Origin of the sequence: Sphingobium sp. PAMC28499, assembly GCF_004795815.1 — a bacterium.
GTDB classification, from domain to species: domain Bacteria; phylum Pseudomonadota; class Alphaproteobacteria; order Sphingomonadales; family Sphingomonadaceae; genus Sphingobium; species Sphingobium yanoikuyae.
Window position 1 is genome coordinate 1427647 of the sequence record NZ_CP039248.1, and the last position, 23775, is coordinate 1451421.

24 protein-coding genes are annotated in these 23775 nt (G+C 65.2%); 10 read left to right on the forward strand and 14 right to left on the reverse strand.

What is annotated here, in order from left to right:
- Positions 1 to 2: 2 nt before the first annotated feature.
- Genes E5554_RS06890 through E5554_RS06930 form a run of 9 tightly spaced genes read right to left on the reverse strand, consistent with a single transcriptional unit; the run spans position 3 to position 6803 of the window.
- Positions 3 to 320, reverse strand: a complete 318-nt coding sequence (locus E5554_RS06890; RefSeq protein WP_037522960.1) for a 2Fe-2S iron-sulfur cluster-binding protein — start codon at positions 318 to 320, stop codon at positions 3 to 5.
- A 13-nt stretch (positions 321 to 333) separates the two neighbouring features.
- Positions 334 to 981: a 3-oxoacid CoA-transferase subunit B gene (locus E5554_RS06895; protein WP_136186344.1), complete on the reverse strand. Its 648-nt coding sequence runs from the start codon at positions 979 to 981 to the stop codon at positions 334 to 336.
- Positions 981 to 1688 carry a CoA transferase subunit A gene (locus E5554_RS06900; RefSeq protein ID WP_136186345.1) on the reverse strand — a complete coding sequence of 236 codons (708 nt, stop codon included), beginning with the start codon at positions 1686 to 1688 and terminating at the stop codon, positions 981 to 983. Before E5554_RS06900 ends, E5554_RS06895 begins: the two co-directional genes overlap by 1 nt.
- 13 nt (positions 1689 to 1701) lie before the next feature.
- Positions 1702 to 2487, reverse strand: a complete 786-nt coding sequence (gene benD / locus E5554_RS06905; RefSeq protein ID WP_097384392.1) for a benzoate diol dehydrogenase BenD — start codon at positions 2485 to 2487, stop codon at positions 1702 to 1704.
- 10 nt (positions 2488 to 2497) lie between these two features.
- A complete protein-coding gene (gene benB / locus E5554_RS06910; protein WP_069336840.1) occupies positions 2498 to 3013 on the reverse strand; it encodes a benzoate 1,2-dioxygenase small subunit in 516 nt (171 codons plus the stop codon).
- Positions 3010 to 4359, reverse strand: coding sequence for a Rieske 2Fe-2S domain-containing protein (locus tag E5554_RS06915; protein ID WP_136188286.1), 1350 nt, complete (start codon positions 4357 to 4359; stop codon positions 3010 to 3012). Before E5554_RS06915 ends, benB begins: the two co-directional genes overlap by 4 nt.
- A gap of 26 nt (positions 4360 to 4385) precedes the next feature.
- Positions 4386 to 5312 carry a dioxygenase gene (locus E5554_RS06920; RefSeq protein ID WP_136186346.1) on the reverse strand — a complete coding sequence of 309 codons (927 nt, stop codon included), beginning with the start codon at positions 5310 to 5312 and terminating at the stop codon, positions 4386 to 4388.
- Positions 5313 to 5349: 37 nt separating this feature from the next.
- Positions 5350 to 5640, reverse strand: coding sequence for a muconolactone Delta-isomerase (gene catC, locus E5554_RS06925; protein WP_037511893.1), 291 nt, complete (start codon positions 5638 to 5640; stop codon positions 5350 to 5352).
- A gap of 5 nt (positions 5641 to 5645) precedes the next feature.
- Positions 5646 to 6803, reverse strand: a complete 1158-nt coding sequence (locus E5554_RS06930) for a muconate/chloromuconate family cycloisomerase (RefSeq protein ID WP_136186347.1) — start codon at positions 6801 to 6803, stop codon at positions 5646 to 5648.
- 111 nt (positions 6804 to 6914) lie between these two features.
- Here E5554_RS06930 and E5554_RS06935 point away from each other — a divergent pair, with 111 nt between their 5' ends.
- The 4 genes from E5554_RS06935 to E5554_RS06950 all read left to right on the forward strand — a co-directional run bounded on the left by E5554_RS06935 (position 6915) and on the right by E5554_RS06950 (position 11966).
- The gene (locus E5554_RS06935; RefSeq protein WP_010339175.1) at positions 6915 to 7838 is read left to right on the forward strand and encodes a LysR family transcriptional regulator; all 924 of its coding nucleotides are present in this window, start codon (positions 6915 to 6917) and stop codon (positions 7836 to 7838) included.
- 263 nt (positions 7839 to 8101) lie between these two features.
- Entirely contained in the window at positions 8102 to 9292 is a 1191-nt protein-coding gene (locus E5554_RS06940; protein WP_247594399.1) for an aromatic acid/H+ symport family MFS transporter, read from the forward strand.
- Between the two features lie 10 nt (positions 9293 to 9302).
- Positions 9303 to 10487 carry a benzoate/H(+) symporter BenE family transporter gene (locus tag E5554_RS06945; RefSeq protein WP_136186349.1) on the forward strand — a complete coding sequence of 395 codons (1185 nt, stop codon included), beginning with the start codon at positions 9303 to 9305 and terminating at the stop codon, positions 10485 to 10487.
- Positions 10488 to 10517: 30 nt separating this feature from the next.
- A complete protein-coding gene (locus E5554_RS06950) occupies positions 10518 to 11966 on the forward strand; it encodes an alginate export family protein (protein ID WP_136186350.1) in 1449 nt (482 codons plus the stop codon).
- 67 nt (positions 11967 to 12033) lie between these two features.
- Here the strand turns inward: E5554_RS06950 and E5554_RS22985 are convergent, their stop codons facing one another.
- The 3 genes from E5554_RS22985 to E5554_RS06960 are packed head-to-tail and all read right to left on the reverse strand — an operon-like array spanning position 12034 to position 14170.
- A complete protein-coding gene (locus E5554_RS22985) occupies positions 12034 to 12189 on the reverse strand; it encodes a hypothetical protein (protein WP_004210133.1) in 156 nt (51 codons plus the stop codon).
- Between the two features lie 18 nt (positions 12190 to 12207).
- Positions 12208 to 12918: a hypothetical protein gene (locus E5554_RS06955; RefSeq protein ID WP_004210134.1), complete on the reverse strand. Its 711-nt coding sequence runs from the start codon at positions 12916 to 12918 to the stop codon at positions 12208 to 12210.
- 40 nt (positions 12919 to 12958) lie between these two features.
- Positions 12959 to 14170: a toxic anion resistance protein gene (locus E5554_RS06960; RefSeq protein WP_097385387.1), complete on the reverse strand. Its 1212-nt coding sequence runs from the start codon at positions 14168 to 14170 to the stop codon at positions 12959 to 12961.
- 153 nt (positions 14171 to 14323) lie between these two features.
- Here E5554_RS06960 and E5554_RS06965 point away from each other — a divergent pair, with 153 nt between their 5' ends.
- Genes E5554_RS06965 through E5554_RS06975 form a run of 3 tightly spaced genes read left to right on the forward strand, consistent with a single transcriptional unit; the run spans position 14324 to position 17105 of the window.
- Complete coding sequence (locus E5554_RS06965; protein WP_136186351.1) at positions 14324 to 14665, forward strand: DUF485 domain-containing protein; 342 nt, start codon at positions 14324 to 14326, stop codon at positions 14663 to 14665.
- Positions 14662 to 16362, forward strand: a complete 1701-nt coding sequence (locus E5554_RS06970) for a cation acetate symporter (RefSeq protein ID WP_136186352.1) — start codon at positions 14662 to 14664, stop codon at positions 16360 to 16362. Before E5554_RS06965 ends, E5554_RS06970 begins: the two co-directional genes overlap by 4 nt.
- Before the next feature lie 44 nt (positions 16363 to 16406).
- The gene (locus E5554_RS06975; protein WP_136186353.1) at positions 16407 to 17105 is read left to right on the forward strand and encodes a DUF899 family protein; all 699 of its coding nucleotides are present in this window, start codon (positions 16407 to 16409) and stop codon (positions 17103 to 17105) included.
- 154 nt (positions 17106 to 17259) lie between these two features.
- Here the strand turns inward: E5554_RS06975 and E5554_RS06980 are convergent, their stop codons facing one another.
- Positions 17260 to 18819: a peptidase S10 gene (locus tag E5554_RS06980; protein ID WP_136186354.1), complete on the reverse strand. Its 1560-nt coding sequence runs from the start codon at positions 18817 to 18819 to the stop codon at positions 17260 to 17262.
- 221 nt (positions 18820 to 19040) lie between these two features.
- Here E5554_RS06980 and typA point away from each other — a divergent pair, with 221 nt between their 5' ends.
- From typA to E5554_RS06990, 3 genes are all read left to right on the forward strand, one after another.
- On the forward strand, positions 19041 to 20858 hold the full coding sequence (typA, locus tag E5554_RS06985) for a translational GTPase TypA (RefSeq protein ID WP_069336852.1): 1818 nt from the start codon (positions 19041 to 19043) through the stop codon (positions 20856 to 20858).
- 106 nt (positions 20859 to 20964) lie between these two features.
- Positions 20965 to 21135, forward strand: a complete 171-nt coding sequence (locus E5554_RS22990; protein ID WP_004210141.1) for a hypothetical protein — start codon at positions 20965 to 20967, stop codon at positions 21133 to 21135.
- Positions 21136 to 21242: 107 nt separating this feature from the next.
- Entirely contained in the window at positions 21243 to 22418 is a 1176-nt protein-coding gene (locus E5554_RS06990; protein WP_247594400.1) for a hypothetical protein, read from the forward strand.
- Here the strand turns inward: E5554_RS06990 and E5554_RS06995 are convergent.
- Positions 22415 to 23767 (reverse strand): ATP-binding protein, encoded by a 1353-nt coding sequence (locus E5554_RS06995; protein ID WP_136188287.1) that lies wholly within the window; start codon positions 23765 to 23767, stop codon positions 22415 to 22417. The genes E5554_RS06990 and E5554_RS06995 overlap by 4 nt on opposite strands.
- Positions 23768 to 23775 lie beyond the last annotated feature (8 nt).

The window sequence follows — 23775 nt, forward strand, 5'->3', positions numbered from 1 at the left end:
GCTCAATCCTCCGGCGCGATGGCGACGCGCAGCCCGTCAAGCGCGGCCGTCATCATGATCTGGCAGGACAGGCGCGACCGATCGCCGCGATGGTCGGAGGAATCGAGCAGGTCATCCTCGTCGCCGCTGGCCGCGCCGACCGCGCCGGTCCAGGCCTCATCCACGAAGACGTGGCAGGTGGCGCAGGAACAGCAGCCGCCGCACAGCGCCAGCAGTTCGTCAAAGCCATTGTCGCGAATGGCCTCCATCACGGAGACGCCCTCACGGGCATCGATATTGGTTTCGTCCCCCGCACGGTTGACGACGATCAGATTGGGCACGGTAAATTCCAGTCTATGCGTTTTCGAGGATCGCCAGCGGCGCGCCGGTCTTCTCGATGACTTCGGCTTCGGTGACGCCGGGGGCCAGTTCCACCAGGGTGAGGCCGCCCTTCGCCCGATCGACGGCGATGACGGCGAGATCGGTGATGATGAGGTCGACAACCGCCTTGCCCGTGAGCGGCAGCGAGCAGGTCGGTAGGATCTTGGGGCTGCCATTTTTCGACACATGATCCATCACCACGACCACGCGCTTGACGCCCGCGACAAGGTCCATCGCGCCGCCCATGCCCTTCACCATCTTGCCGGGGATGGTCCAGTTGGCGAGGTCGCCATTGGCGGCCACCTCCATCGCGCCCAGCACCGCCATGTCGATATGGCCGCCCCGGATCATCGCAAAACTGTCCGCCGAGGAGAAGAAGCTGCTGGTCGGCAGCGCGGTGATCGTCTGCTTGCCGGCGTTGATCAGGTCCGGGTCCGCCTCGCCCGCGAACGGGAAGGGTCCGATGCCGAGCATGCCATTCTCGCTTTGCAGCGTCACATTGACGCCCTCGGGCACATGGTTCGCCACCAGGGTCGGGATGCCGATGCCGAGGTTCACATAATAGCCGTCGCGCAGTTCCTTTGCGGCGCGCGCCGCCATCTCGTCGCGGGTCCAGCTCATTATGCACTCTCCCTTTCACGAACCGTCAGCTTCTCGATCCGCTTCTCGTTGATGGTGGAAAGGACAATGCGGTCGACATAGATGCCGGGCGTATGGATGCAGTCGGGGTCGAAGCTGCCCTCAGGCACGATTTCCTCGACCTCCACCACCGTCACCTTGCCGGCGGTCGCCATGTTCGGGTTGAAGTTGCGCGCGGTCTTGCGGAACATGAGGTTTCCGGCCGGGTCCGCCCGCCACGCCTTGATGATCGACAGATCAGCGCGCAGCCAGGTTTCGCGGACATAGTCCTCGCCCTCGAAATTCTCGACCGGCTTGCCCTCGGCCACCACCGTGCCGACGCCGGTCTTGGTGTAGAAGGCGGGGATGCCAGCGCCACCGGCGCGGATGCGCTCGGCGAGCGTCCCCTGCGGGTTCAGCTCCAGTTCCAGCTCGCCGGAGAGATACTGGCTTTCGAACAGCTTGTTCTCGCCCACATAGGACGAGATCATCTTGCGGACCTGCCGGCTTTCCAGCAGCATCCACAGGCCAAAGCCATCGGCGCCGGCATTGTTGGAGATGACGGTCAGTTCCTTCACGCCGCTCGTCCGGATTTCCGGGATCAGGCTTTCGGGGTTGCCGGACAGGCCGAAGCCGCCCGACATGATCGTCATCCCGTCGAACAACAGGCCTTCCAGTGCGACCCGAGGGCTGTCGTAGATTTTCTGCATGTCTTCAGTCCCTTCAGCCGATATCGCCGCCCGCAACGGGCAAGACCGATCCGGTCACATAGCTGGCCTCGTCGGAGGCGAGGAAAAGGATGGGGGCAATCTGCTCGTCCAGCGTGCCGTAGCGCTTCATGAAGGCCGACGACGTCACCTGTTCCACCGCCTCAGCCATCCAAGCCTGTTCCTGCGCATTGTCGCCTTCGGCATTGCGCGGCACGCGGCGCGGTGGCGCGCTGGTGCCGCCGGGCGCGGTTGCGACGACACGGATGCCCGCCTCCGCATATTCCATCGCTAGTGCCTGGGTCAGGCCATTGATCCCGCCCTTCGCCGCCGAATAGGGCACGCGGCGGATGCCGCGCGTGGCATTGGACGACAGGTTGACGATCGTCCCCGCCCCCTGCTCCAGCATCGCGGGCAGGACCGCATGGCAGCAATAGAGGGTCGGCATCAGCGAACGGCGGATTTCCGCGTCGATCTGTTCCGGCTCGAACTGCGCATAGGGCCGCATGCGGATTGCGCCGCCGACATTGTTGATGAGGATGTCGATGCGCCCGAACGCCGCGATCGCCGCCGCCATCGCCTGCGCCGCGCCTGCATAGGTCTCAAGGTCGCAAGTGACCGAAATCGCCTTGCCACCGGCCGCGACGATCGCCTGCTCGACATCGGTCACGAAGTCCGCCCGGTCGACCAGCACGAGGCTGGCGCCCTCCGCCGCGGCACGGGTGGCGACACCGGCACCGATGCCCTGCGCCGCGCCGGTCACGACCATCACCTTGCCGGCAAAGCGTCCCTGGAAGATCATCGCCCGCCCCTCAGATATGATAGACGTCGATGACCTGATGAATATAGTCGTCCTTGAGGACGATCGTCTTCTTCAGGATCTTCGGCGCCGCGCCGCTGATGTCCAGCGTGACGAAGCTGGTTCCGAAAAACTGCTGCGTCTTCTGATAGCGATGGCTCATCGTGTGCCAGTTGTAGCGCAGGTCGATCGCATCGCTCCGCGTCTCGATCACCTCGATATTCGCCAGGAAGTGCGAGGTGCGTGCCTCCGGCGTGCTCGCCGAGGACCGTTCGGTCTTCAAGCGATAGACGCGATCCTCCAGCCCCTTGCGGTTGCCATAATAGATGAGCGAGATTTCGCTGTGCGGATCAGTGGTCAGCGCGTCATCGTCGGTCCAGGCCGGCATCCAATATTCGCACTGTTCCGAATAGCATTCCAGCCATGCGTCCAGTTCGCGATCGTCGAGCAGCCGTGCCTCGCGATAGAGAAAGGCGCAGATATCCTGATAGGAGAGCGCCGCGCGCTCCGTGTCGAGAACCAGTGTCATTCTGCGGCCTCCATCATCGGCGCACCGGCTTCGCGGGCCATGCCGTCGAGCATGATCTGCGCCCAGAATTCATGCTGGCGCACGAACAGCCCTTCATCCTCGCTGCGCTCGCTCGACAGCAGCGGTTTCATGCCCATCGCCGTCGCATTGCTGTCCGGCCCGGCGATCCAGCGGGTCGCGCCGCGGCTGAGATCGTTCCACAATTCACCCGCACCTTCATAGGCCGACTGACAGCTGCGGAATTCCTCCAGATCGTCGGGCGTACCCATGCCGGTGACGTTGAAGAAGTCCTCATATTGGCGGATGCGATGCGCCCGGTCTTCCGCGCTCTCGCCCTTGGGGGCGTAGCAATAGATGGTGACCTCGGTCGTATGCACGTCGATCGGGCGGACGACGCGGATCTGGGTCGAAAACTGGTCCATCAGGAAGACATTGGGATAGAGCGCCAGATTGCGCGTCTGCTCCAGGATGAAGCGGGCCTTGTCCTCGCCCAGTCGCTCGACCAGTTGGTCCTTATAGTTCCAGACCGGCCGGACCTCGGGATTCAGCACCTGCGTCCAGAGCAGGATATGGCCATGCTCGAAGCCATAGACGCCGCTTGCCGGTGCCTTCGACCAGCCATTGGCGTCGACTGCCTTGGTCCCGCCTTCGGCACGGCGGCCCATGGTCGACTGGTAATTTTCATGGACCGAACTGACATGATAGCCGTCGCAGCCATTTTCCATCTGCATTTTCCAATTGCCATGGAAGGTGTAGGTGGAATTGCCGGTCAGCACTTCCAGGCCCTCGGGCGCCTGGTCGACCATCTGGTCGATGATGACCTTGGCCTCGCCCAGATGATCCTCCAGCGGCAGGACATCGTGGTTCAGGGAACCGAAGATGAAGCCGCGATAGCTTTCGACCCGCACTCTGGTCAGGTCGTGCGACCCTTCATGATCGAAACTGTCGGGATAGGCGCCGGTGCTGGCATCCTTGGCGCGCAGCAGCTTGCCGTCGGTCTTGAAGCTCCAGCCATGGAAGGGGCAGACGAAGAGTGGCTGGTTGCCGCGCTTGCGGCGGCACAGCTTGGCGCCGCGATGGGCACAGGCATTGACCACGCAATTGAGGCCGCCATCCTTGGCCCGCGTCAGGATCACCGGCGTATGGCCGATCCAGGTGGTGAAATAGTCGTTCTTCTTCTCGACCTGGCTTTCATGTGCCAGATAGACCCAGTTGCTCTCGAAGATATATTTCATCTCCAGATCGAACAGTTCCGGATCGGTGAAGACGTCGCGGCGGCAGCGGAAGATGCCGGTTTCCGGATCGTCCACGACCGCGGTTTCAACACGGTCGCGCAGGAAAGCCATGGGGCTGGTCATGATCCTCTCTCCTCTCAGGCCGGTTCCGTGACCGGTTCGTCGGCATCCACCACCAGGCGCTTGCGGGTCGAAAAGGCCTCGTCGCCTTCATCGTCCGCGCGCTGCAGATGGAAATCGAAGGCGATATGCGCGCTGTCGCCCTGGCGGTTGGGCACCGGCAACAGCCCTTCGCGGGTGCCGAAGGCGAAATCGTCGGCAGCGAACGGATCGTCGCCGAAATTGATCTGTGTCGTTAGGCGGCGATAGCCGGGCGCCTCGATGAAGAAATGCACATGGGCGGGGCGATTGCCGTGCCGGCCGAGCGCCTTCATCAGCGTGTCGGACGCGCCGCCCGGCGGCACCGAATAGCCGTTCGGCATCTTCGAGGAGAAGGCATAGGTGCCGTCCGCCGCGATCTTGAGGCGACGGCGATTGTTGAACGGCGTCTGTTCATGGGTCGGGTCGAAATGCGAATAGAAGCCGTGCGAGTCCGCATGCCAGACATGGACCAGCCCATCCGTCACCGCCTCGCCATCGGGGCCGATGATGCGGCCGGTCATGTAGAGCGTGTCGGTATCGTCGGCATCATCGGTCAGATAGGCGCCGCTCTCGACGATCGGCGCACCCTCGACATAGAGCGGCCCTTCGATCGTGCGCGGGGTGCCGCCCGACTTGCCGGCCTCGGCATCCTTGGCATCCATGTAGAGATCGATGAAATGTTCCAGGCCGACGCCCGGCATCAACAGGCCCAGTTCGCCCGCGCCCGCCGCGCCCTGCAGGAAGTTGACGGCATTCCACACCTCGTCCTCGCTGACATCATAGCGGGCGATGACGGTCATGCAGGATTGGATCAGGTCGCGAACGATGCCCTTCATGCGGGCGTTGCCACCGTCGCAGTCCAGACCCGCGACACGGTCGAGCAGGTTCTGGATTTCCGGTGTTTCTACGAAGCTGGTACCCATATTTTCTCTCCTAAGCTTTGCGGTCTGTGTCGGACGATCAGCGATCATCCTCATGGATCGAGGACGGATGGCGGCAGAGCGGCGTGATCTTCATCGTCATGAAGGGGTAGAGCGGCAGCGCCATCAGCGTGTCGTGCAGGGCGGCATTGCTCTCGACATCGAAGATCGAGACGTTGGAATAGAGGCCGACCTTGCGCCAGATATGGCGCCAGGTGCCGGCAGCCTGCAGCGTCTGGAAATAGGCCTTTTCCGCGGCCTTGATCCTGGCGGCTTCCGCCGCATCGAAATCCAGCGGGATGTTGACGTCCATTTCGACCATGAACAGCATGGGTTTCAGGCTCCTGCGGTAACGGCGTGAAGGATCGGCGACGTGCGATCGCGCCGGAAGAAGGCGAGTTTGTCCTCGTCAAAGGCGATGCCCAGGCCCGGCCCGGTCGGCACGGTCAGCGAGAAGTCGGCATAGCCAAGCGGATCGCGCAAAATATCCTCGGTCTGGAGCAATGGACCGAACAGTTCGGTGCCCCAGACAAGGTCCGGCAGGGTAGCGAAGACATGGGCCGACGCGACCGTGCCGACACCGCCCTCCAGCATCGTGCCGCCATAAAGGCCGATACCCGCCGCCGTGCCGATCGCGGCCACGTCGGCCGCTGCGAACAGGCCGCCCGACTGGGCGATCTTGAGCGCGAAGACGCCGGCGGCATGGGCGCTGGCGATGCGCATCGCACTGCGCGGACCATTCAACGCTTCGTCCGCCATCAGCGGCACCGGCTGGTTCTTCGACAGGCGCGCCATTGCGGCGATCGCGTCGCCGGCGATCGGCTGTTCGACCAGGTCGCAGCCGACATCATGCAGCATGGCCATGCCGATCTTGGCCTGCGCCTCCGACCAGTTCTGGTTGACGTCGACGCGCACGCTGGCGCGGTCGCCCAGCGCCTTGCAGATGGCGCCGACATGGGCGACGTCGTCGCGCACTTCGCGCTTGCCGATCTTCAGCTTGAAGATGCGGTGGCGCCGGCGGTCGAGCATCTCCTCGCCCTCGGCAATGTCGCGCGCAGTGTCGCCACTGGCCAGCGTCCAGGCGACGGGCAGGCTGTCGCGCACCCGACCGCCGCCGATCAGTTCGGACACGGGGATGCCCAGCCGCTTGCCGGCCATGTCGAGCAACGCCGTTTCGACCGCGCATTTCGCGAAATGATTGCCGCGCACGCAGCGGGCGACTTTGGCCATGGTCGCGCCGACCTGCGCCAGATCGCATGTTTCCAGGACCGGGATGATATAGGTGTCGATCGCCGACTTGATGCTTTCGGGGCTTTCCTCGCCATAGCTGAGGCCGCCGATCGTGGTGCCCTCGCCAATCCCCTCGATACCGTCGGCATCGGTCAGGCGGACGATCACCATCGATTGGGCGTGCATGGTCGCCATGGCCAGCACATGCGGGCGGATCGTCGGCACATCGACGATGAAGGTATCGGCGTGGCTCAATCCAGCCATTGCGGCGACTCTCCCAAATGCTTACGTTTCATGGGATAGCTATGCCTCGTCCGCGCCGGTTTCAAAGATCAATGCGGTCAAGGGGCCATACTCTGGAGGTATAAGTCAGTGATGGACCTGCGCCTCTTGCGCTATTTCGTGGCGGTGGCCGACGAAGGCAATTTCAACCGCGCCGCCGATCGGTTGCATATTGCCCAGCCACCTTTGTCGCGTGCGATCCAACAACTGGAGGCGCATGTCGGCGCGCCTCTGCTCGACCGCGCCAGCCGTCCGCTGCGGCTGACCGATGTCGGGCGCCTGCTCCATGCCCAGGCGCTGCAGTTGCTGGCGCGGATGGAGGATGTCGAGACGATGGTGAAGACCGCCGCCACCAGCCAGCGCCGCCGGCTGGTGATCGGCTTCGTCGCCTCGACCATCTATGCCCGCCTGCCCGAGTTGATCCGCGAATTTCGCAAGGTCGCCGACAATGTCGAACTGGTCATGGTGGAAAGCACCACCCTGGAACAGATCGCAGCATTGAAGGACGGACGCATCGATGTCGGCTTCGGCCGCATCCGGTTCGAGGATCCTGCCGTCCGTCGCATCATCCTGCGTAATGAGAAGATGGTCGCCGCCTTCCCGATGGACCACCCGCTGGCCCGCGGCGAAGGACCGATCTCGATCCGCGATCTGGCCGAAGAACCGCAGATCATCTATCCGCGCGCGCCGCGCCCCAGCTATGCCGATCAGGTCATATCGCTGTTCCGCGACCATGCGATCGAACCACGCATCGTCCATGAAGCGCGCGAACTGCAGATCGCCATCGGCCTGGTCGCGGCGCAGGAGGGGATGGCGATCGTCCCCGAATCGGTCCATCGCGCCCGCAGCCACGATGTCGCCTTTCGCGACCTGATCGAGCCGGCCACCTCTCCCATCATCATGAGCCACCGCCCCGGCGACCGTTCGCCCGAACTGGCGCTGATGGCGTCGGTGATCGCGCGCCAATATGCGCAATGGGGCTATGAGGTGCCGGCCGCCCTGACCGAGGAGCTTTGAAGCCACCGAACCGCCCGCCATACCCGTAGCGTATTTCAACGGGACTTAATTGGTATTTGGCGCCGCCCTGCATGTCATTCACTTTCCGGGGAAATCATACCCATCAATAAGGGAGAGGAATCGATATGCAGGGTATCGATATAAATCGTCACATCGACGAAGCCAGGTTCGGAAACCTACATCTCAAGATCATCATTGCTTGTGCCATCCTGCTTATAGTCGATGGCTATGACGTCTTCATTTACGGAGTCGTCCTTCCACAGTTGATGGATCAATGGGGACTTACCGCACCCCAGGCCGGGTCGCTCGCCAGCTGGGCCTTGTTCGGCATGATGTCCGGCGCGCTCTTCTTCGGTCCTCTGGGCGACCGGATCGGGCGCAAGACCTGCATCACCATCTGCTTCGCGCTGTTCAGCGCCGCCACCTTCGTCAACGGCTTCGCCACCACGCCCACCATGTTCGGCGTGCTGCGCTTTCTTGCCGGCCTTGGCTGTGGCGGGCTGATGCCCAATGCGGTCGCACTGACCAATGAATATGCGCCCAAGCGGATGCGCAGCACACTCGTCGCACTGATGTTCAGCGGCTATGCCGTGGGCGGCATGGCGGCGGCGGGCCTGGGCATCTGGCTGCTGCCGCTGTTCGGCTGGCAGGCGATGTTCTTTGCCGCCGCCGTGCCGCTCATCCTCCTGCCGCTCGTCCTGCGCGGCCTACCGGAATCGGCCGGCTTCCTCGTTCGTCAAGGGCGCCAGGAACAGGCCCGCGCCATCCTCCAGCGGCTGTCGCCCGGCCAGCGCCTCGACGGCCCGCTGCTCCAGCCGCAGGGTATCGCCGCCAAAACCAGCATTGCCGCGCTTTTCCAGCACAATCGCACGCTCGGCACGCTGTCGATGTGGCTCTGCTTCTTCTGCTGCCTGCTGATGGTCTATGCGCTCGGCTCCTGGCTGCCACAGTTGATGCGCAGCGCCGGATACAGCCTCGGGTCCAGCCTGTCCTTCCTGCTGGCACTCAATTTCGGCGGCATGTTCGGCGCGATCGCCGGCGGACGCCTGGCCGACCGGTTCGGCCTGCCCCAGGTGGTCATCGCCTATTTCCTGCTCGGCGCGATCTGCATCAGCCTGCTCGGCCTCAACGGGCCGATGCCGATCCTCTATCTGCTGATCTTCGTCGCCGGCGCCGGCACCACCGGCACGCAGATATTGCTCTATGCCAGCGTCGCCGATTTCTATGACCTGTCGGTGCGCTCGACCGGACTTGGCTGGGCATCGGGCATGGGCCGGGTCGGCGCGATCGTCGGGCCGATGCTGGGCGGCGTGCTGCTTGCGGCGCAACTGCCGATGACGCTCAATTTCGTCGCCTTCGCCATTCCGGGCCTCGTCTCGGTGCTGGCCACCCTGGTCTTCATGCTGAGCCGTCGCCAGCAGGTTGCCCGAGAAAACTACGCCCTGGCGGCGTGATCGGACCATCATGACTGCAAGCCAGACGGGCTGGATCCCGGCGATCATCGCCGGGATCATCGCCACCACCATATCCTATGCCGGCCCGCTGGTGATCATCTTCCAGGCGGCGCAGGGCCTTGAACCCGTCCTCGTCGCCTCCTGGATCTGGGCAATCTCGATCGGCAGCGGCATCCTGGGCATCGTGCTTAGCTGGCGCTGGCGCGTGCCGATCGTCATCGCCTGGTCGGCACCGGGATCGGCGCTGCTGGTGACGATGCTGCCGCAGACTGATTTCGCGACCGCGATCGGCGCCTATATCGTCGCCAATCTCGCGGTCCTGCTGGTCGGCCTGTCGGGCGCCTTCGACCGGTTGATGCAGCGGCTGCCTGCCGCGATCACTGCCGCGATGCTGGCCGGCATATTATTTCGTTTCGTTATCGACATGATTGGCGCCGTGCCGTCCGCGCCGGTGATGCTGATCGCGATGATCGCCGCCTTCTTCGCCGGTCGCGTGCTGGCGCCGCGCTATGCCGTGGTCGCGGTGCTGATAACCGGCGTCGCCATCACCGCGCTCAGCGGGGGTCTGTCGGGATCGATCGGTACGCCACACCTCACCATGCCGGTCTGGACGACGCCGCGCTTCGACTGGGCCGCGACCGCCAGCATCGCCGTGCCGCTGGCGGTGGTCGCACTGACCGGCCAGTTCCTGCCCGGCATCGCCGTGCTGCGCGCCGCCGGTTACGACCGGCCTGCCGCCCGGCCGATCGTCTCAACCAGCGCCATCGCCTCGATCGCGCTGGCTCCGTTCGGCTGCCATGGCCTCAATCTCGCCGCCTTCACCGCCGCCATCTGCCTTGGCCCCGACGCCCATCCCGATCCCGCCCGCCGCTACATGGCCGGCATCGCGGGCGGTGTCACCTATCTCGTCTTCGGCGCCTTTGCCGCCACCGTTCTGGCGCTGTTCGCCACCCTGCCCAAGACGCTGATCGCCGCGCTGGCGGGCCTCGCCTTGTTTCCGGTCGTCGCCAATTCGCTCAGCACCGCGCTGCGTGCCGAGCAAGGACGCGACGCCGCCCTTGTCACTTTCGCTGTCAGTGCATCGGGCATGACGCTGGCCGGGCTCGGCTCCGCCTTCTGGGGGCTGATTTTCGGCCTCGCCGTCCACCTGCTCCAGAGCCTCATCGCAAAACGGCCCGACCAGGCCAGCGCATAACCAGAAAAACCCATATACCGGAGAGTATGCATGTTCGATCTTCTGGCGCCCGTCCTGGCCGCCTCCGCAGCACAAGCCGCCCCGGCCCCGCCGCCCGCTCCTGTCGGCGTCGCGCAGAAGCAGGAGGCAACCACCGAGGCGCAACTGCCCGCCTCGCAGACCAGCGAGCGGCCCAAGGCGCCCAAGCCCGTCTTCCGCCCGATCAACCATGACGAGGATTATTCCGGCTTCCGCGACGTGCGCGACGCGAACCTGTGGACCCGCCTCAAATATCTGCCGATCGTCGGCAACACCTATGCCACGCTGGGCGGTGAACTGCGCCTGCGCCCCGAACTGCGGCTGGGCGAACGCTGGGGCCGCGGCCCGCAGGATGATGACGGCAATTTCCAGCAGCGCAGCCGCATCTGGGGCGACCTCCAGATCGAAGGACTGTTCCGCGCCTTCGTCGATCTCGAACATGCGACCAGCACCGGCCTCGATTCCGTCGTCGCCCCGATCGAGGAAGGCCGGCTGGACTTCAACCAGGCCTTTGTCGAGGCGCATGTCCCGGTCGGCAAGGGTCGCATCACCGCCCGCCTCGGCCGGCAGGAAATCGGCATCGGCAACCAGACCGTGTTCGACATGCGCGAAGGCGCCAATACCCGCCGCTCGCTCGACCTGCTGCGCGTCATGGCGACCCAGGGACCATGGGATGGCGGCTTCCTCACCGGTCATGCCGTGCTGGAGAAGCTCGGCACCTTCGATGACGAAACCAACCATGATTATGATCTGACCGGCTTTCATGCCGGCCGCAGCTTTGGCACCGGCGCCCGCACCGGCCGCGCCGAGGCGCTGTTCGTCTCTTCCGACCGCGCCAGCCTCGCCTTCGACAGCGAAGCCGCCGCCCGCGACCAGCGCCGCACCCTGTCGCTGCGCTATGCCGGCAAGCGCGACGCCTGGAGCATCGATGTCGAGGGCATCCGCCAATGGGGCTCGTTCGGCGATCTCGACATCGACGCCTATTATGTCACCGGCACGGCCGCCTATGGCTGGCAGGGCGGATGGAAGCCCAAGCTGGCCTTGCGCGTCGATGTCGGCTCGGGCGACAAGAACCCCAATGACGGCAAGATCGGCACCTATGCGCCGCTCTTCCCCAAGCCGCTCACCTATAATGGCGACCTTGGCCCGCATAATCTGACGATTATCCAGCCGCAGCTGTCAATCCAGCCGACCGCGAAGCTGAAGCTCGATTTCTCGGCGGCGGGCCTGTGGCGCACCTCCACCAAGGATGGCGTCTATTCGCTCGGGGGCCAGGTGCTTCGGCGCGGCGACGAAAGCGACAGCCGCTTCTTCGGCAAGCGCGCGACGGCGGCCGGCCAATATGCGCTCAACCCGTTCATGACGCTGGGCTTCTACACCATCTATGGCGACGTCTCGGAAAAGTTCAAACCCGGCCGCGACCTCTATTATGCCGCCACCTATCTGACCTTCCGCTTCTAGATCAGGCAGTGTGGATGTGCCGGAGGCAGGCGGGATCGCCGGTCTCCTCCGGCACAGGCAGCGGCTGTCAGCCTCGCCGTCGCCAGCGGCGGAACAGCGATAGACCCAGTACCCCGCCGCCCACCACGGCCGCGATCGCGCCGCCGGCCGAGGCCAGCGCCCAGGCCCCGGCGGCCAGCAGGCCCGTCAGGAAATCGACGATGATGAGGGTGAGGTGAATCATGCAGGAAGGAAGACGGCGCTAGGCGCCAAGTTCCTTCGCCTCCTGATATTTCAGCTCCAGAAAACGATTTTGGGTCGCCAGCTTGTCGAGATCGCCGCTCGCCAGCTGCTCGCTCATCCGCCCGATCTCGGCGTCGATCACCGACAGCCCTTCGATCAGCTGCTTTTCGGGCACGCGGCCATTACGTTCCTCGCGGCGCAGCGGCGCGGGGATCGACTGATAGCCGGTGACCAGTTCGGGCAGATGATCGGCCAGCAGCTTGCGAATCTCGTGCGCGGCCGGATCCTGCTCGCCCAGCCGTTCGAGCTGCGGCGCCAGCGTCTCCAGCTTGACGCCGATGCTGTCGACTAGGGTGACCGCTGGCGCGGGCAGCGCCTTGCGCTGATTTTCCAGCCAGATTTCGGTCTTGAGCGGCAGGGCGGTCAGCGCGCTGTCGGCCAGCTTGTCCGGGCTGACCGCGCGCTCGCCCGGCAGCAGCGCGAAGAACAGCGTGGTGACCAGCAGCAGGCCAAGCACGATCATCACGCCACTGGTGCCCAGCGGCATGAACCAGCCTGCGATCATGGCCGCGATGATGATCGCGAAGGCGGCGCCGGCGATCCGGCCCAGCCGCCGCATGATCGACGCGTTGCGCCGTTCGCGCGCGCGGCTGGTCAGGCTCTTGCCGCGCTCGCTATGGCGACGCAGCACCGCCTCGGCATCGGCCAGCACGCGGTCGGACCGGCTCATGCCATCAACTTCAGGAAAAGGGGCAGGGTGGGGCGCATCCTTATCCCTCGATCGCGCTCAGCAGCGGGTTTTCGGCCCGCGCTTCCTTGGCGGCCTGGGCCTGGCCCTCGGACCGGGCGATATAGCCCTTGGACTTTTCCACCTCGTTCGACAGCACCGTGACTGTCGTCTTCATGTTTTCGAGCGCCTTGAGCTTGAATGTGTCGATATTGTCCATCGTGTCATAGATATTCTGGAAGGCACGCTGCAGCGTCTCGATCGGGATCGTGCTGCTGGCGGCCTGCTCGTGGATCTGCGCGGTCTGGCTCTTGAGCAGTTCGCCGGTCGAATCGATGATATTGGCGGTCGTGGTATTGAGCGCGGTGATCTGTTCCAGCACCAGCCGCTGGCCGACCAGCGCCTGCGCCACGGTCACGGCGGTGCGCAGCGCGGCGACGGTGGTGGTGCTGGCGCGGTCCACGCCCTTCACCAGCTCGACATTATTCTTCTTCACCAGGTCCAGCGCCAGATAGCCCTGCACCGTGACCGCCATCTGGGTCAGCAGATCCTGGGTGCGCTGGCGGATGTAGAAGAGCGCGCTCTCGCGGATCGCCTTGGCCTTGGTCGGATCGGTCGAATCCAGCTCCAGCGCCTTGGCCTCGAGGCGCGCGTCCATGGTCTTGCTGATGTGGATCATCTGCTCCAGCTTGCCCATGGTTTGCCACATATTCTGGCGTTCCACGTCAATCGCGGCATTATCCTTGATCAGCACGTCCTTGCCGCTGGCAAGGCTGCCCAGGATCGAGTTGATATGCGTCTGGCTCGACTTGTAGCTGTCGAAATAGTCGCGCATCTTGTTGCCGAACGGGATGATGCCGAACAGCTTCTTGGGCGCGGTCAGGCTGCCGCGCTTGCCGGGGTCCAGATCCTCCACCGTGCGGCGCAGTTCGGCCAGATCGGCCCCGACCTTGTTGTCGCTGTCCATCGCGCGCACTGGGCGGTCGAGAAAACGGTTGCTGTGCCCGGCGGCCTCGGCGATTTCCTTGCGGCCCATATTGGTCAGCTGGTCGACGCGCTGGCCGAAGGCGGGCGAATTGGCGTCCTGAGCGACCAGATCGTCGATGAAGGCATCGACCTTCTCGTCCAGCTTGGATCGCTTTTCCTCGTCGATCGGCACCAGTCCTGCCGCCTTTTCGGGGGCGACCACCGGCACCGGATCGGGCGGCGTGAGGTTCAGCGTATCAGCGGTCGCGGTCGGCGCGGTCGAAGCCATGTCATCTCCCAGGGGCCAGATCGGCCTTGCTGTCATATGTGCATAAAACAGTAAGGCCGCAAGTCTCTCTCCATGCAGATATAGGCGCTCGGGCCATGCCATTGCAATCGGGGGGCGTCTGGTTAGCATGGCGCAAAGACCAGAGGAGAGTGAATGACGCAGCAGGAAGGGCGTGCCCCGGCCGATCCACAGGCCGCGATGATCGCGGCGGTGGCGGTCGATCCCCGTTATGGTGAACTGGTGGCGCGGCGGGCGCGGCTGGGCTGGTGGCTGTCGGCGATCATCTTCATCGCCTTTGTCGGCTATCTGGCGCTGATCGCCTTCGACAAGGCGCTGCTGGGCATGCCGATCGGCGATGGCGTCACCTCGATCGGCATCCCGATCGGCCTTGGCCTCATCCTGCTCGCGATCGCGCTGACCGGCCTCTATGTCGCCTATGCCAACCGCCATCATGACGCGCAGATGGCCGCCATCCTCAAGGATCATGGCGCATGAGGGCGCGGCTTGCCGGCGCGCTCGCCCTTGCCCTGCTCCCCACTCCCGCCTTCGCCGCCGCGCTGGAGGGGGAGGCGCAGCGTCAGCCGATCAACTGGGTGGCGATCGCGATGTTCGTCGCCTTTGTCGGCCTGACCCTGTGGATAACCAAGGCGGCGGCCGCGCGCACCCGCACCGCGTCGGACTTCTACACCGCCGGCGGCGGCATCAGCGGCTTCCAGAACGGGCTCGCCATGGCGGGCGACTATATGTCCGCCGCCTCCTTCCTCGGCATATCGGCGCAGATCTTCACCGACGGCTATGACGGCCTGATCTACTCCACCGGCTTCCTCGTCGGCTGGCCGATCCTGCTGTTCCTGATGGCGGAGCGGCTGCGCAACCTTGGCCGCTTCACCTTTGCCGACGTCGCCTCCTACCGCTTCGCCCAGCCGCCGGTGCGCAGCTTCGCGGCCATCTCCACCCTGCTGGTGGTCAGCTTCTACCTGATTGCCCAGATGGTGGGGGCGGGGCAGCTCATCAAATTGCTGTTCGGTCTGCCCTATGCGGTGGCCGTGGTGATCGTCGGCGCGCTGATGATGCTCTATGTGCTGTTCGGTGGCATGCGCGCGACCACCTGGGTGCAGATCATCAAGGCGGTGCTGTTGCTCGGCGGCGCCAGCTTCATGGCGCTGATGGTGCTGGCCCAGTTCGGCTTCTCACTCGAAGCCCTGTTCGCCCGCGCGGTCGAGGTGAAGAGCGCGGCGGCACAGGCCGCCGGTGCACCTCCTGCCGAAGCCGCGGCAAGGGGGCGGGCGATCATGGCGCCGGGCGGCTTCATCAAGGATCCGGTCTCGGCTATCTCCTTCGGCCTCGCGCTGATGCTGGGCACGGCCGGCCTGCCGCATATCTTGATGCGCTTCTTCACCGTCCCGGACGCCAAGGAAGCGCGCAAGTCGGTGTTGTGGGCGACGGGCTGGATCGGCTATTTCTATATCCTCACCTTCATCATCGGCTTCGGCGCGATCATTCTGGTCGGCACCGATGCTGGCTACAAGATGGCGGACGGCACGCTGCGCGGCGGTGGCAATATGGCCGCGATCCATCTCGCCCATGCGGTCGGCGGCAACGCCTTCCTGGGCTTCATCTCGGCCGTCGCCTTCGCGACGATCCTGGCGGTGGTGGCGGGGCTCACCTTGTCGGCCGCCTCGGCGGTCAGCCATGACCTCTATGCCACGGTGCTGAAACAGGGGCGGGCCAACTCCGCCGACGAACTGCGCGTCTCGCGGATCACGACCCTGGCGCTGGGCGCGCTGGCGGTGCTGCTGGGGCTGGTGTTCGAGAAACAGAATGTCGCCTTCATGGTCAGCCTCGCCTTCGCGCTTGCCGCGTCGGGCAATTTCCCGGTGCTGATCCTGTCGCTGCTGTGGAGCGGCTGCACCACGCGCGGCGCGGCCTGGGGCGGCACGATCGGGCTGCTGACGGCCTTCGTCCTGACGCTGCTGTCGCCGGCGGTGTGGACCACCACCTTCGGCCTCGGCCCGGCACCTTTCCCCTATAGCTCGGCGGCGATCTTCTCGGTCCCGGCCGGCTTCATCGCCATCTGGCTGATCTCCCGGCTCGACCGCTCGCCCCGCGCGGCGGTGGACAAGGCCGGCTATCCGGCCCAGCGGGTGCGGGCGGAAACCGGCATCGGTGCCTTCGCTGCCAGCGACCATTGAACCTTCTCCTCCCGCGCCGCGTTCGGCGCGGGAGGAGAGAGGCCATGGACCAACAACTGACACCGGCCGCCGATATGGCGGCGCATCGCCGGCCGGCATTTCCGGGCGAAAGCGCGGATTATGCCAAGGCGCGGCAGGATCTGCTGGCGGCGGAAATCGACTTTCGTCGCCACATGACGCGCCTGACCGCCCAGCGCCAGGCGCTGCCGCCCGGCCCGCTGATCACGAAGGATTATCGCTTCAAGGACGAACAGGGCTTCGAGGTCGGCCTGATCGACCTGTTCGGCGACAAGGATGTGCTGGTCAGTTACTATTGGATGTATGGGCCGGAACGTGAACGGCCCTGCCCGATGTGTACCAACTGGATCGGCGCGGTCGATGGCAATGCGACCGACATCAAGCAGCGCGTCGCCTACAAGATACTGAGCCGTAGCCCGGTCGAACGCCAATTCGCCTTCGCGCAGGAGCGGGGCTGGCGCAACACCGACTTCATCCAGACGATCGGCGACGATTATGCCCGCGATCTCGACCTGCTCCAGCCTGACGGCGAATATCCCGCGCTGATCGTCTATCGCCGCGACGGGGATCAGGTGCGGCTCTTCTGGATGAGCGAGATGGGGCGCGAAATGGCCGATCCGGGCCAGGATCCCCGCGATGCGCCGGACATCGCTGCGCTCTGGTCGATCCTCGACCTGACGCCGCAGGGGCGGCCGGCCGACTGGTATCCGAAGCTGCGCTATTGAGCGATCCCATGATCGCAGGAAATCTCCATCCTCCCCTGCAAGGGGAGGGGGACCACGAAGTGGTGGAGGGGTTTCTTCGCTATCGATAACGGAACACCCCTCCGTCAGGGCTTCGCCCTGCCACCTCCTCTTGCAGGGGAGGATGGAAGTGAGGTCAGCGCGCGCCCTCGGCGTAGTAGCGCTCCATGTCGAGGCGCATCTGGTGCAGCGCTTCCGGGTTCAGATAGACCATGTGGCCAGCCGGATAATATTTGAACTGCAGGTTCGGGCGCAGCGCCGGCTCCAGCATCATGTGCTTCAAATCCCGCTCGGTCGAGAAGAAGGGCGTCGCCATGTCATAATAGCCGTTCAAGGACAGCACGCGCAGATGCGGGTTGATGCGCATCGCGGTGCTGAGGTCGGCGGTGACGTCGGCGACATTCTGCTTGCGGCCCGACGGCGGCTCATGGCTCCAGTCCCAGTTGAAGGCGCCGCCTTCCCGCGCGCTCAGCCGATAGCTGAGGTCGGTCTGATAGCCGAGCTTGTTGGTGAGCTGATCGAGGAAGCTGCCGACATAGAGGCCGCTGATCGCGGTATCCGACGGATCATATTCGGGGTCCTCGCCCGCCGCATCCTCGTCGATCCCCTTGTAGCGGCTGTCGAACCGGCCGAGCGTCTCGCGACCGTCGCGCAGCAATTCCTTGCGGAAGCGGCTGAGGCTCACGCGCAGGTTTGCGCGCTTGAGATAATCGACCGACAGGCCGGTGAAGCGGCTCATCTGCTGGGCGACGGCGTCCTCTTCCTGGGCGCTGATGTCCTGGCCCTTCAGCAGCGCGGCGGCATAGGGGCCGTTGGCGAACACGCGCGCTTCCTCGACAAAGGCTTCCAGGCTGGCCGGGCGGCCGCCAGGCACCCGATTATGATACCAGGCGGTCGCGGCATAGCTCGGCAGATAGCCGATATGGATTGTGTCGAAGCCCGACTGGCGGATGCCATAATTCATGATCGAGGACAGCAGGATGACGCCGTTCAGCGCCATGCCGCGATCCTCCAGCTGATAGGCGAGCGCGCCCGACCGGGTGGTGCCATAGCTTTCGCCGAAAATATATTTGGGATCGCCCCAGCGGCCATATTTGGTGGTGTAGCGCAGGATCGCCTTGGCAAAGGCATCGACATCCTGGTCGACGCCATAGAAGTCGGCGCCCTTGGCGTCGCCCAGCGGCCGCGAATAGCCCGATCCCACCGCATCCAGGAACACCATGTCGGTGCTGCGGATCAGGCTGTCGGGATTGGGGCCGACGTCGAAGGGCGCGGGCGCGACCGCTTCGGGATTGCCGGTGCGGACATGGTCGGGCGCAAAGCTGCCCATGCGCAGCCACAGCGAGGCCGATCCGGGGCCGCCATTGTAGAAGAAGGTCAGCGGGCGATGCTTACCCGGCGCGGTATAGGCGGTGTAGAAGACACTGGCGGTCGGCTTGCCCTGCGCATCGCGGATGGTCAGCGTGCCGGCGGTCGCGGTGTAGGCGATCGACTTGCCGTCGACGCTCGCCGTGCCCTTGCTGGTCTTGGTCACTTCCTCGACCGGGGCGCTGGCCCAGTTCTTGGCGATCTCGTCCGCCGTCTGCTCGGCATGCTGCTTGGCGGCGTCGGGCGCACCATCTTTCTGGGCGAAGGCAGGGTGGGACAGGGAAAGGGCGAGGAGGGAAGCAAAGCCAAGGGTGGCGGTCAGCCGCATGGTGTGTCCTTTTCTTTTCAGGGTGCGAACCTGACGCGGTGTCATAGGGGGACGCCACAGCGGGGCAAGGGAAACATCATATCATGACAGGATATTCATCTGCGCTTCGGCCGATCCTTCCGCTGCCCTTGCCGCATCGCGTCATTTCCTGTAGGGGCGCGCCCGAAGCCTCTGCGCGGCCTTGTGTCGGCCAGGGGAGCCCCATATCCCAAAGGCAAGACATGTCCCTGCGTAATATCGCGATCATCGCGCACGTCGACCATGGCAAGACCACGCTCGTCGACCAGCTTTTCCGCCAGTCCGGCACCTTCCGCGACAACCAGCGCGTCGAAGAGCGCGCCATGGACTCGAACGACCTGGAAAAGGAACGCGGCATCACCATTCTGGCGAAGCCCACCTCGGTCGAATGGAACGGCACCCGCATCAACATCGTCGATACGCCCGGCCACGCCGACTTCGGCGGTGAAGTGGAGCGCATCCTCTCGATGGTCGACGGCGTGATCCTGCTGGTCGACTCGTCGGAAGGCGCGATGCCGCAGACCAAGTTCGTGACCGGCAAGGCGCTGGCGCTGGGCCTGAAGCCGATCGTCGTCGTCAACAAGGTCGACCGTCCCGACGAGCGCATCCAGGAAGTGCTGGACGAAGTGTTCGACCTGTTCGTGACGCTCGACGCCACCGACGAACAGCTCGACTTCCCCGTCCTCTACGCCTCGGGCCGCAACGGCTATGCCAGCGAGGATTCTCAGCGCCGTGAAGGCACGCTGGAGCCGCTGTTCCAGAAGATCGTCGATCATGTCCCGCCGCCGTCGCTGGATCAGGACGCGCCGTTCAGCTTCCTCGTCACGCTGCTCGATCGCGACAACTTCCTGGGTCGTATCCTGACCGGTCGCGTCCAGTCGGGCACGGTCAAGGTCAACCAGCCGATTCACGCGCTCGACGCCGACGGCAATGTGATCGAAACCGGCCGTGCGTCGAAGATCATGTCGTTCCAGGGTCTGGACCGCGTACCGGTCGAGGAAGCCAAGGCAGGCGACATCATCTCGCTCGCCGGCCTCACTGTCGCGACTGTGGCCAACACCATTTCCGACCCGCAGGTCAGCACCCCGATCAAGGCACAGCCGATCGATCCGCCGACCCTGTCGATGCGCTTTGCCGTGAACGACTCGCCGATGGCCGGCCGTGAAGGCAGCAAGGTGACGAGCCGCATGATCCGCGACCGTCTGGCCCGCGAAGCCGAATCCAACGTCGCCATCAAGGTGACGGAATCGGACGACAAGGACAGCTTCGAAGTCGCCGGCCGTGGCGAACTCCAGCTGGGCGTTCTGATCGAAACCATGCGCCGCGAAGGCTTTGAACTGGGCATCTCGCGTCCGCGCGTGCTGTTCGGCGAAGACGAGAATGGCGGCAAGACCGAGCCTTACGAAACCGTCGTCATCGACGTCGATGACGAATTCTCGGGCACGGTCGTCGACAAGATGAACATCCGCAAGGCCGAGATGACCGACATGCGTCCCTCGGGCGGCGGCAAGACCCGCATCACCTTCTCGGCGCCCTCGCGTGGCCTGATCGGCTATCATGGCGAATTCCTGTCCGACACGCGCGGCACCGGCATCATGAACCGCCTGTTCGAGAAGTACGGCCCCCACAAGGGCAAGATCGAAGGCCGCAAGAATGGCGTCCTGATCTCGAACGGCGCCGGCGAAGCCAATGCCTACGCCCTGGGGCCGCTCGAAGATCGTGGCATCCTGTTCGTCGGCGTGGGTGAAGCCCTCTATGAAGGCATGATCATCGGCGAGAATGCCAAGCCGGAAGACCTCGAAGTCAACCCGATGAAGTCGAAGGCGTTGACCAACTTCCGCGCCAGCGGCAAGGACGACGCCGTCCGCCTGACCCCGCCGAAGAAGATGACGCTGGAACAGGCGATCGCTTACATTGACGACGATGAAATGGTCGAAGTCACGCCCAAGACCATCCGTCTGCGCAAGCGCTACCTCGACCCGAACGAGCGCAAGCGCATGAGCCGCTCGAAGGCCGCCTGATTTATCAGGGTGGCCCTATTAAGGCCGCCTGATTTTCGGCTAGACAAGATATGAAAGGGCCGGTGTCGCGAGGCGCCGGCCCTTTTCCTTTATCCAGGAGGCTGCAATGGCCGATCTCTATCTCAAGGCGCTGGAATCCGAGCGGCGCAAATTATGGGCCGAATGCCGCCTCAAGGGCCTGCCCAAGGGCACGCCGGAACGCGAGCGGATCGTCGAGATCGACGCGCTGCTCAAGGCGCACAAGGCCAAGAAGGACGGCAAGTCCGCCAACCCGTGACGGCCGCCATTTTCCGGTCGGCTCAGCATAAATCCCGATAGGCGGGAAGGGCATGCTTCCTATCGTCGCGGTTCTCATGGGCCGAGGCGAAGCGGAAGGGCGTGCGAGTGACCAACGAAGCGGACGCGGAGGGGCACGACCTGTTCGAATGGGGGCCGCCGCGCGGGCTGCCCGGCCTTGTCCGCCTGTCGGTGCCGGCCCTGCCCACGGTGCGCGCCCGTGCCCTGCTTGCACTGGCGGTCGGCTGGTTGCCGCTCCTGCTGCTCATCCTCGTCCTGCCGGGCCATGACCGGGCGGACGATCTGCGCCATTTCCTGCGCGACATCGGGGCACATGCCCGCTTCGCCTTTGCCGTGCCGCTCCTGCTGGTCGCCCATGTCGAAACCGCGCGGCGGCTGGGCGCGGTGGTGCGCCATCTCGCCATTTCGGGGCTGATCCCGCCTGATGCCGGGGACGGATTGAGGGCTGAACTGGCCAGGGCCCGCGCGGCGGTGCGTGCGCCGGTCGCCGAACTGCTGGTGCTGCTCGCCGCCTATGCGATCATCCTGTGGCTGTTCGCGACCGGCATTTCGAACCATGGCCTGCCGGCCTGGACCATCGCCGGGCCGGGGCGGCTATCGGCGGCCGGCTGGTGGCATATGCTGGTCAGCCTGCCGCTGTTGCTGACGCTGCTCATGGGCTGGCTCTGGCGCATCCTCGTGTGGACGCGGCTGCTGCACAAGGTCGCGGCCATGGACCTGCGGCTGGTCGTCGCCCATCCCGACAATGCCGGCGGCCTGGGCTTTCTGGCCCAGTCGGTCCGGGCCTTCGGCACCTTTGCGCTGGGGATTGGCTGCATCACCGCGGGCCGCTTCGCCAACGTCCATCTCCAGGGCGCGGCGACGCCGATGACCGGCGGCTTCCTGATCGGTGGCACGGTGGCGGTGGCGCTGGTGCTGTGCGTTGCGCCGCTGGGCGTGTTCCGCCCGGTCATGGCGCGGGCCTGGCGGCGCAACGCGATGCATTATGGCGCGCTGGCGGTGGCGCTGGGTCGGTCGTTCGAGGATCGCTGGTTCGATGGCAGCGCGAAGGAACAGCCCGATCTTCTCTCCGCGCCGGATTTTTCGGCGGCGGCCGACCTCTATGGCGTGGTCTCCAACGTCTATGCCATGCGTTTCCTGCCGGTCGACCTGCGCAGCCTGCTGATCCTGATCGCGTCGACGCTGGCACCTTTTCTGGTGGCGATGTTCCTGTCGATGCCGACTGCGATGGTGCTGCAGGAACTGAAGGGGATGATGCTTTAGCGGTCGAGCGGCAGGATCACCGTGGCGCGCAATCCGCCCTCGGCCCGGTTGGCAAAGCCGATGCTGCCCTCATGTCCCTCGGCAATGGTGCGGGCGATCGACAGGCCCAGGCCCACGCCGCCGGTCTCGCGATTGCGCGACGCTTCGCCGCGATAGAAGGGCTCGCACAGCCGGTCGAGAATCTCGGGCGGAACGCCGGGGCCGGAATCGACCACATCGACGATCGCCCGGTGGCCCTCGACGCGCAGGCTGACCCGTGCCGATCCGCCATAGCGCACCGCATTCTCGACCATGTTGCCGATGCAGCGGCGCAGCGCGAGTGCGTCGCCCTCTATCACTGCGCGCTGGCTGGCGGTGACGACGACGTCATGGCCCATGTCGGCCAGGTCGTCGGCCAGCGTCTCGACAATGGCCGACAGGTCGATGCGCGCGCGCTGGCGCCCTTCGGTCCCTTCGCGCATGAAGTCGAGCAGGTCGGTGACCATCGCCCGCATTTCCTGCACGTCGGCCTGCGCCTTGGCGCGCGGGCCGTCGGGCAATTGTTCCAGGCGGAAGGACAGGCGCGTCATCGGCGTGCGCAGGTCATGGGCGATCGCCACCAGCATGGCGGTCCGTTCCGACACATAATCGGCGATCCGCGCGCGCATGTGATTATAGGCGATGCCCATGGCGCGCACCTCGGGCGGGCCACCGATCGGCAGCGGTTCGGCCCGTTCCGGCCGCTCGCGTGCGGCGCCCTCGGCCAGCAGGCGGATCGGCTGGGTGATGCGCCGCGCCACCCAATAGGCCGGCAGCAGCAGCAGGATGAAGATGCCCGCCATCAGCGACAGGGTGATCGCATACCAGCGCCAGTTCGGCCCTTGCCGCCCCAGCAGCACCGACCAGTTCTTGCCATCCTCGCGCACGGCCAGGGCAAAGCTGCCGCGCAGCATCATCCGGCCGGGGTCGAACTCCATCCCCATGTCGGGCCGGGGCTCGATCTCCGGTCCGGGACGCGGCATGCCGATCGGCGGCCGTTCCTGGATCAGCGCCACCGCATTGGCCGGCACGCCCAGCAGGCCGGCAACGCGCTCGGCCCCCGCACGGTTGCTTTCCTGCCCCGCGTCGGGCGCGGGCGCGCGATCCGATTGATAGCGGCTGATCTGCCAGCTTCCGGGTGGCTGGGTGCCGCCGCGCAGCAGGCCGGTCGCCTCCACCAGCATCATCGGCCGGGCGTGGGGCGGCGGGCCGCGAAAGGCGACCAGCATCATCGCGCCCAGCGCCAGCAACAGGGTGGCGGCGACCAGAAAGACGATCCGGGTCAGGATCGAGGGGTTGTAGCGCCCCCGGTCGCCGGCGCCCGGCAGCATTGCCGGGC

What these genes read in the sequence shown, in the direction of transcription:
- benD (WP_097384392.1), bottom strand. Translation starts at nt 2,487, where the DNA reads ATGATCTTCCAGGGACGCTTTGCCGGCAAGGTGATGGTCGTGACCGGC.
- typA (WP_069336852.1), top strand. Translation starts at nt 19,041, where the DNA reads ATGTCCCTGCGTAATATCGCGATCATCGCGCACGTCGACCATGGCAAG.
- benB (WP_069336840.1), bottom strand. Translation starts at nt 3,013, where the DNA reads ATGACACTGGTTCTCGACACGGAGCGCGCGGCGCTCTCCTATCAGGAT.
- E5554_RS06970 (WP_136186352.1), top strand. Translation starts at nt 14,662, where the DNA reads ATGAGGGCGCGGCTTGCCGGCGCGCTCGCCCTTGCCCTGCTCCCCACT.
- catC (WP_037511893.1), bottom strand. Translation starts at nt 5,640, where the DNA reads ATGCTGTTCATGGTCGAAATGGACGTCAACATCCCGCTGGATTTCGAT.
- E5554_RS06950 (WP_136186350.1), top strand. Translation starts at nt 10,518, where the DNA reads ATGTTCGATCTTCTGGCGCCCGTCCTGGCCGCCTCCGCAGCACAAGCC.
- E5554_RS06965 (WP_136186351.1), top strand. Translation starts at nt 14,324, where the DNA reads ATGACGCAGCAGGAAGGGCGTGCCCCGGCCGATCCACAGGCCGCGATG.
- E5554_RS06980 (WP_136186354.1), bottom strand. Translation starts at nt 18,819, where the DNA reads ATGCGGCTGACCGCCACCCTTGGCTTTGCTTCCCTCCTCGCCCTTTCC.
- E5554_RS06920 (WP_136186346.1), bottom strand. Translation starts at nt 5,312, where the DNA reads ATGGGTACCAGCTTCGTAGAAACACCGGAAATCCAGAACCTGCTCGAC.
- E5554_RS06995 (WP_136188287.1), bottom strand. Translation starts at nt 23,767, where the DNA reads ATGCTGCCGGGCGCCGGCGACCGGGGGCGCTACAACCCCTCGATCCTG.
- E5554_RS22985 (WP_004210133.1), bottom strand. Translation starts at nt 12,189, where the DNA reads ATGATTCACCTCACCCTCATCATCGTCGATTTCCTGACGGGCCTGCTG.
- E5554_RS06900 (WP_136186345.1), bottom strand. Translation starts at nt 1,688, where the DNA reads ATGCAGAAAATCTACGACAGCCCTCGGGTCGCACTGGAAGGCCTGTTG.
- E5554_RS22990 (WP_004210141.1), top strand. Translation starts at nt 20,965, where the DNA reads ATGGCCGATCTCTATCTCAAGGCGCTGGAATCCGAGCGGCGCAAATTA.
- E5554_RS06945 (WP_136186349.1), top strand. Translation starts at nt 9,303, where the DNA reads ATGACTGCAAGCCAGACGGGCTGGATCCCGGCGATCATCGCCGGGATC.
- E5554_RS06955 (WP_004210134.1), bottom strand. Translation starts at nt 12,918, where the DNA reads ATGAGCCGGTCCGACCGCGTGCTGGCCGATGCCGAGGCGGTGCTGCGT.
- E5554_RS06975 (WP_136186353.1), top strand. Translation starts at nt 16,407, where the DNA reads ATGGACCAACAACTGACACCGGCCGCCGATATGGCGGCGCATCGCCGG.
- E5554_RS06960 (WP_097385387.1), bottom strand. Translation starts at nt 14,170, where the DNA reads ATGGCTTCGACCGCGCCGACCGCGACCGCTGATACGCTGAACCTCACG.
- E5554_RS06935 (WP_010339175.1), top strand. Translation starts at nt 6,915, where the DNA reads ATGGACCTGCGCCTCTTGCGCTATTTCGTGGCGGTGGCCGACGAAGGC.
- E5554_RS06915 (WP_136188286.1), bottom strand. Translation starts at nt 4,359, where the DNA reads ATGGCTTTCCTGCGCGACCGTGTTGAAACCGCGGTCGTGGACGATCCG.
- E5554_RS06895 (WP_136186344.1), bottom strand. Translation starts at nt 981, where the DNA reads ATGAGCTGGACCCGCGACGAGATGGCGGCGCGCGCCGCAAAGGAACTG.
- E5554_RS06930 (WP_136186347.1), bottom strand. Translation starts at nt 6,803, where the DNA reads ATGGCTGGATTGAGCCACGCCGATACCTTCATCGTCGATGTGCCGACG.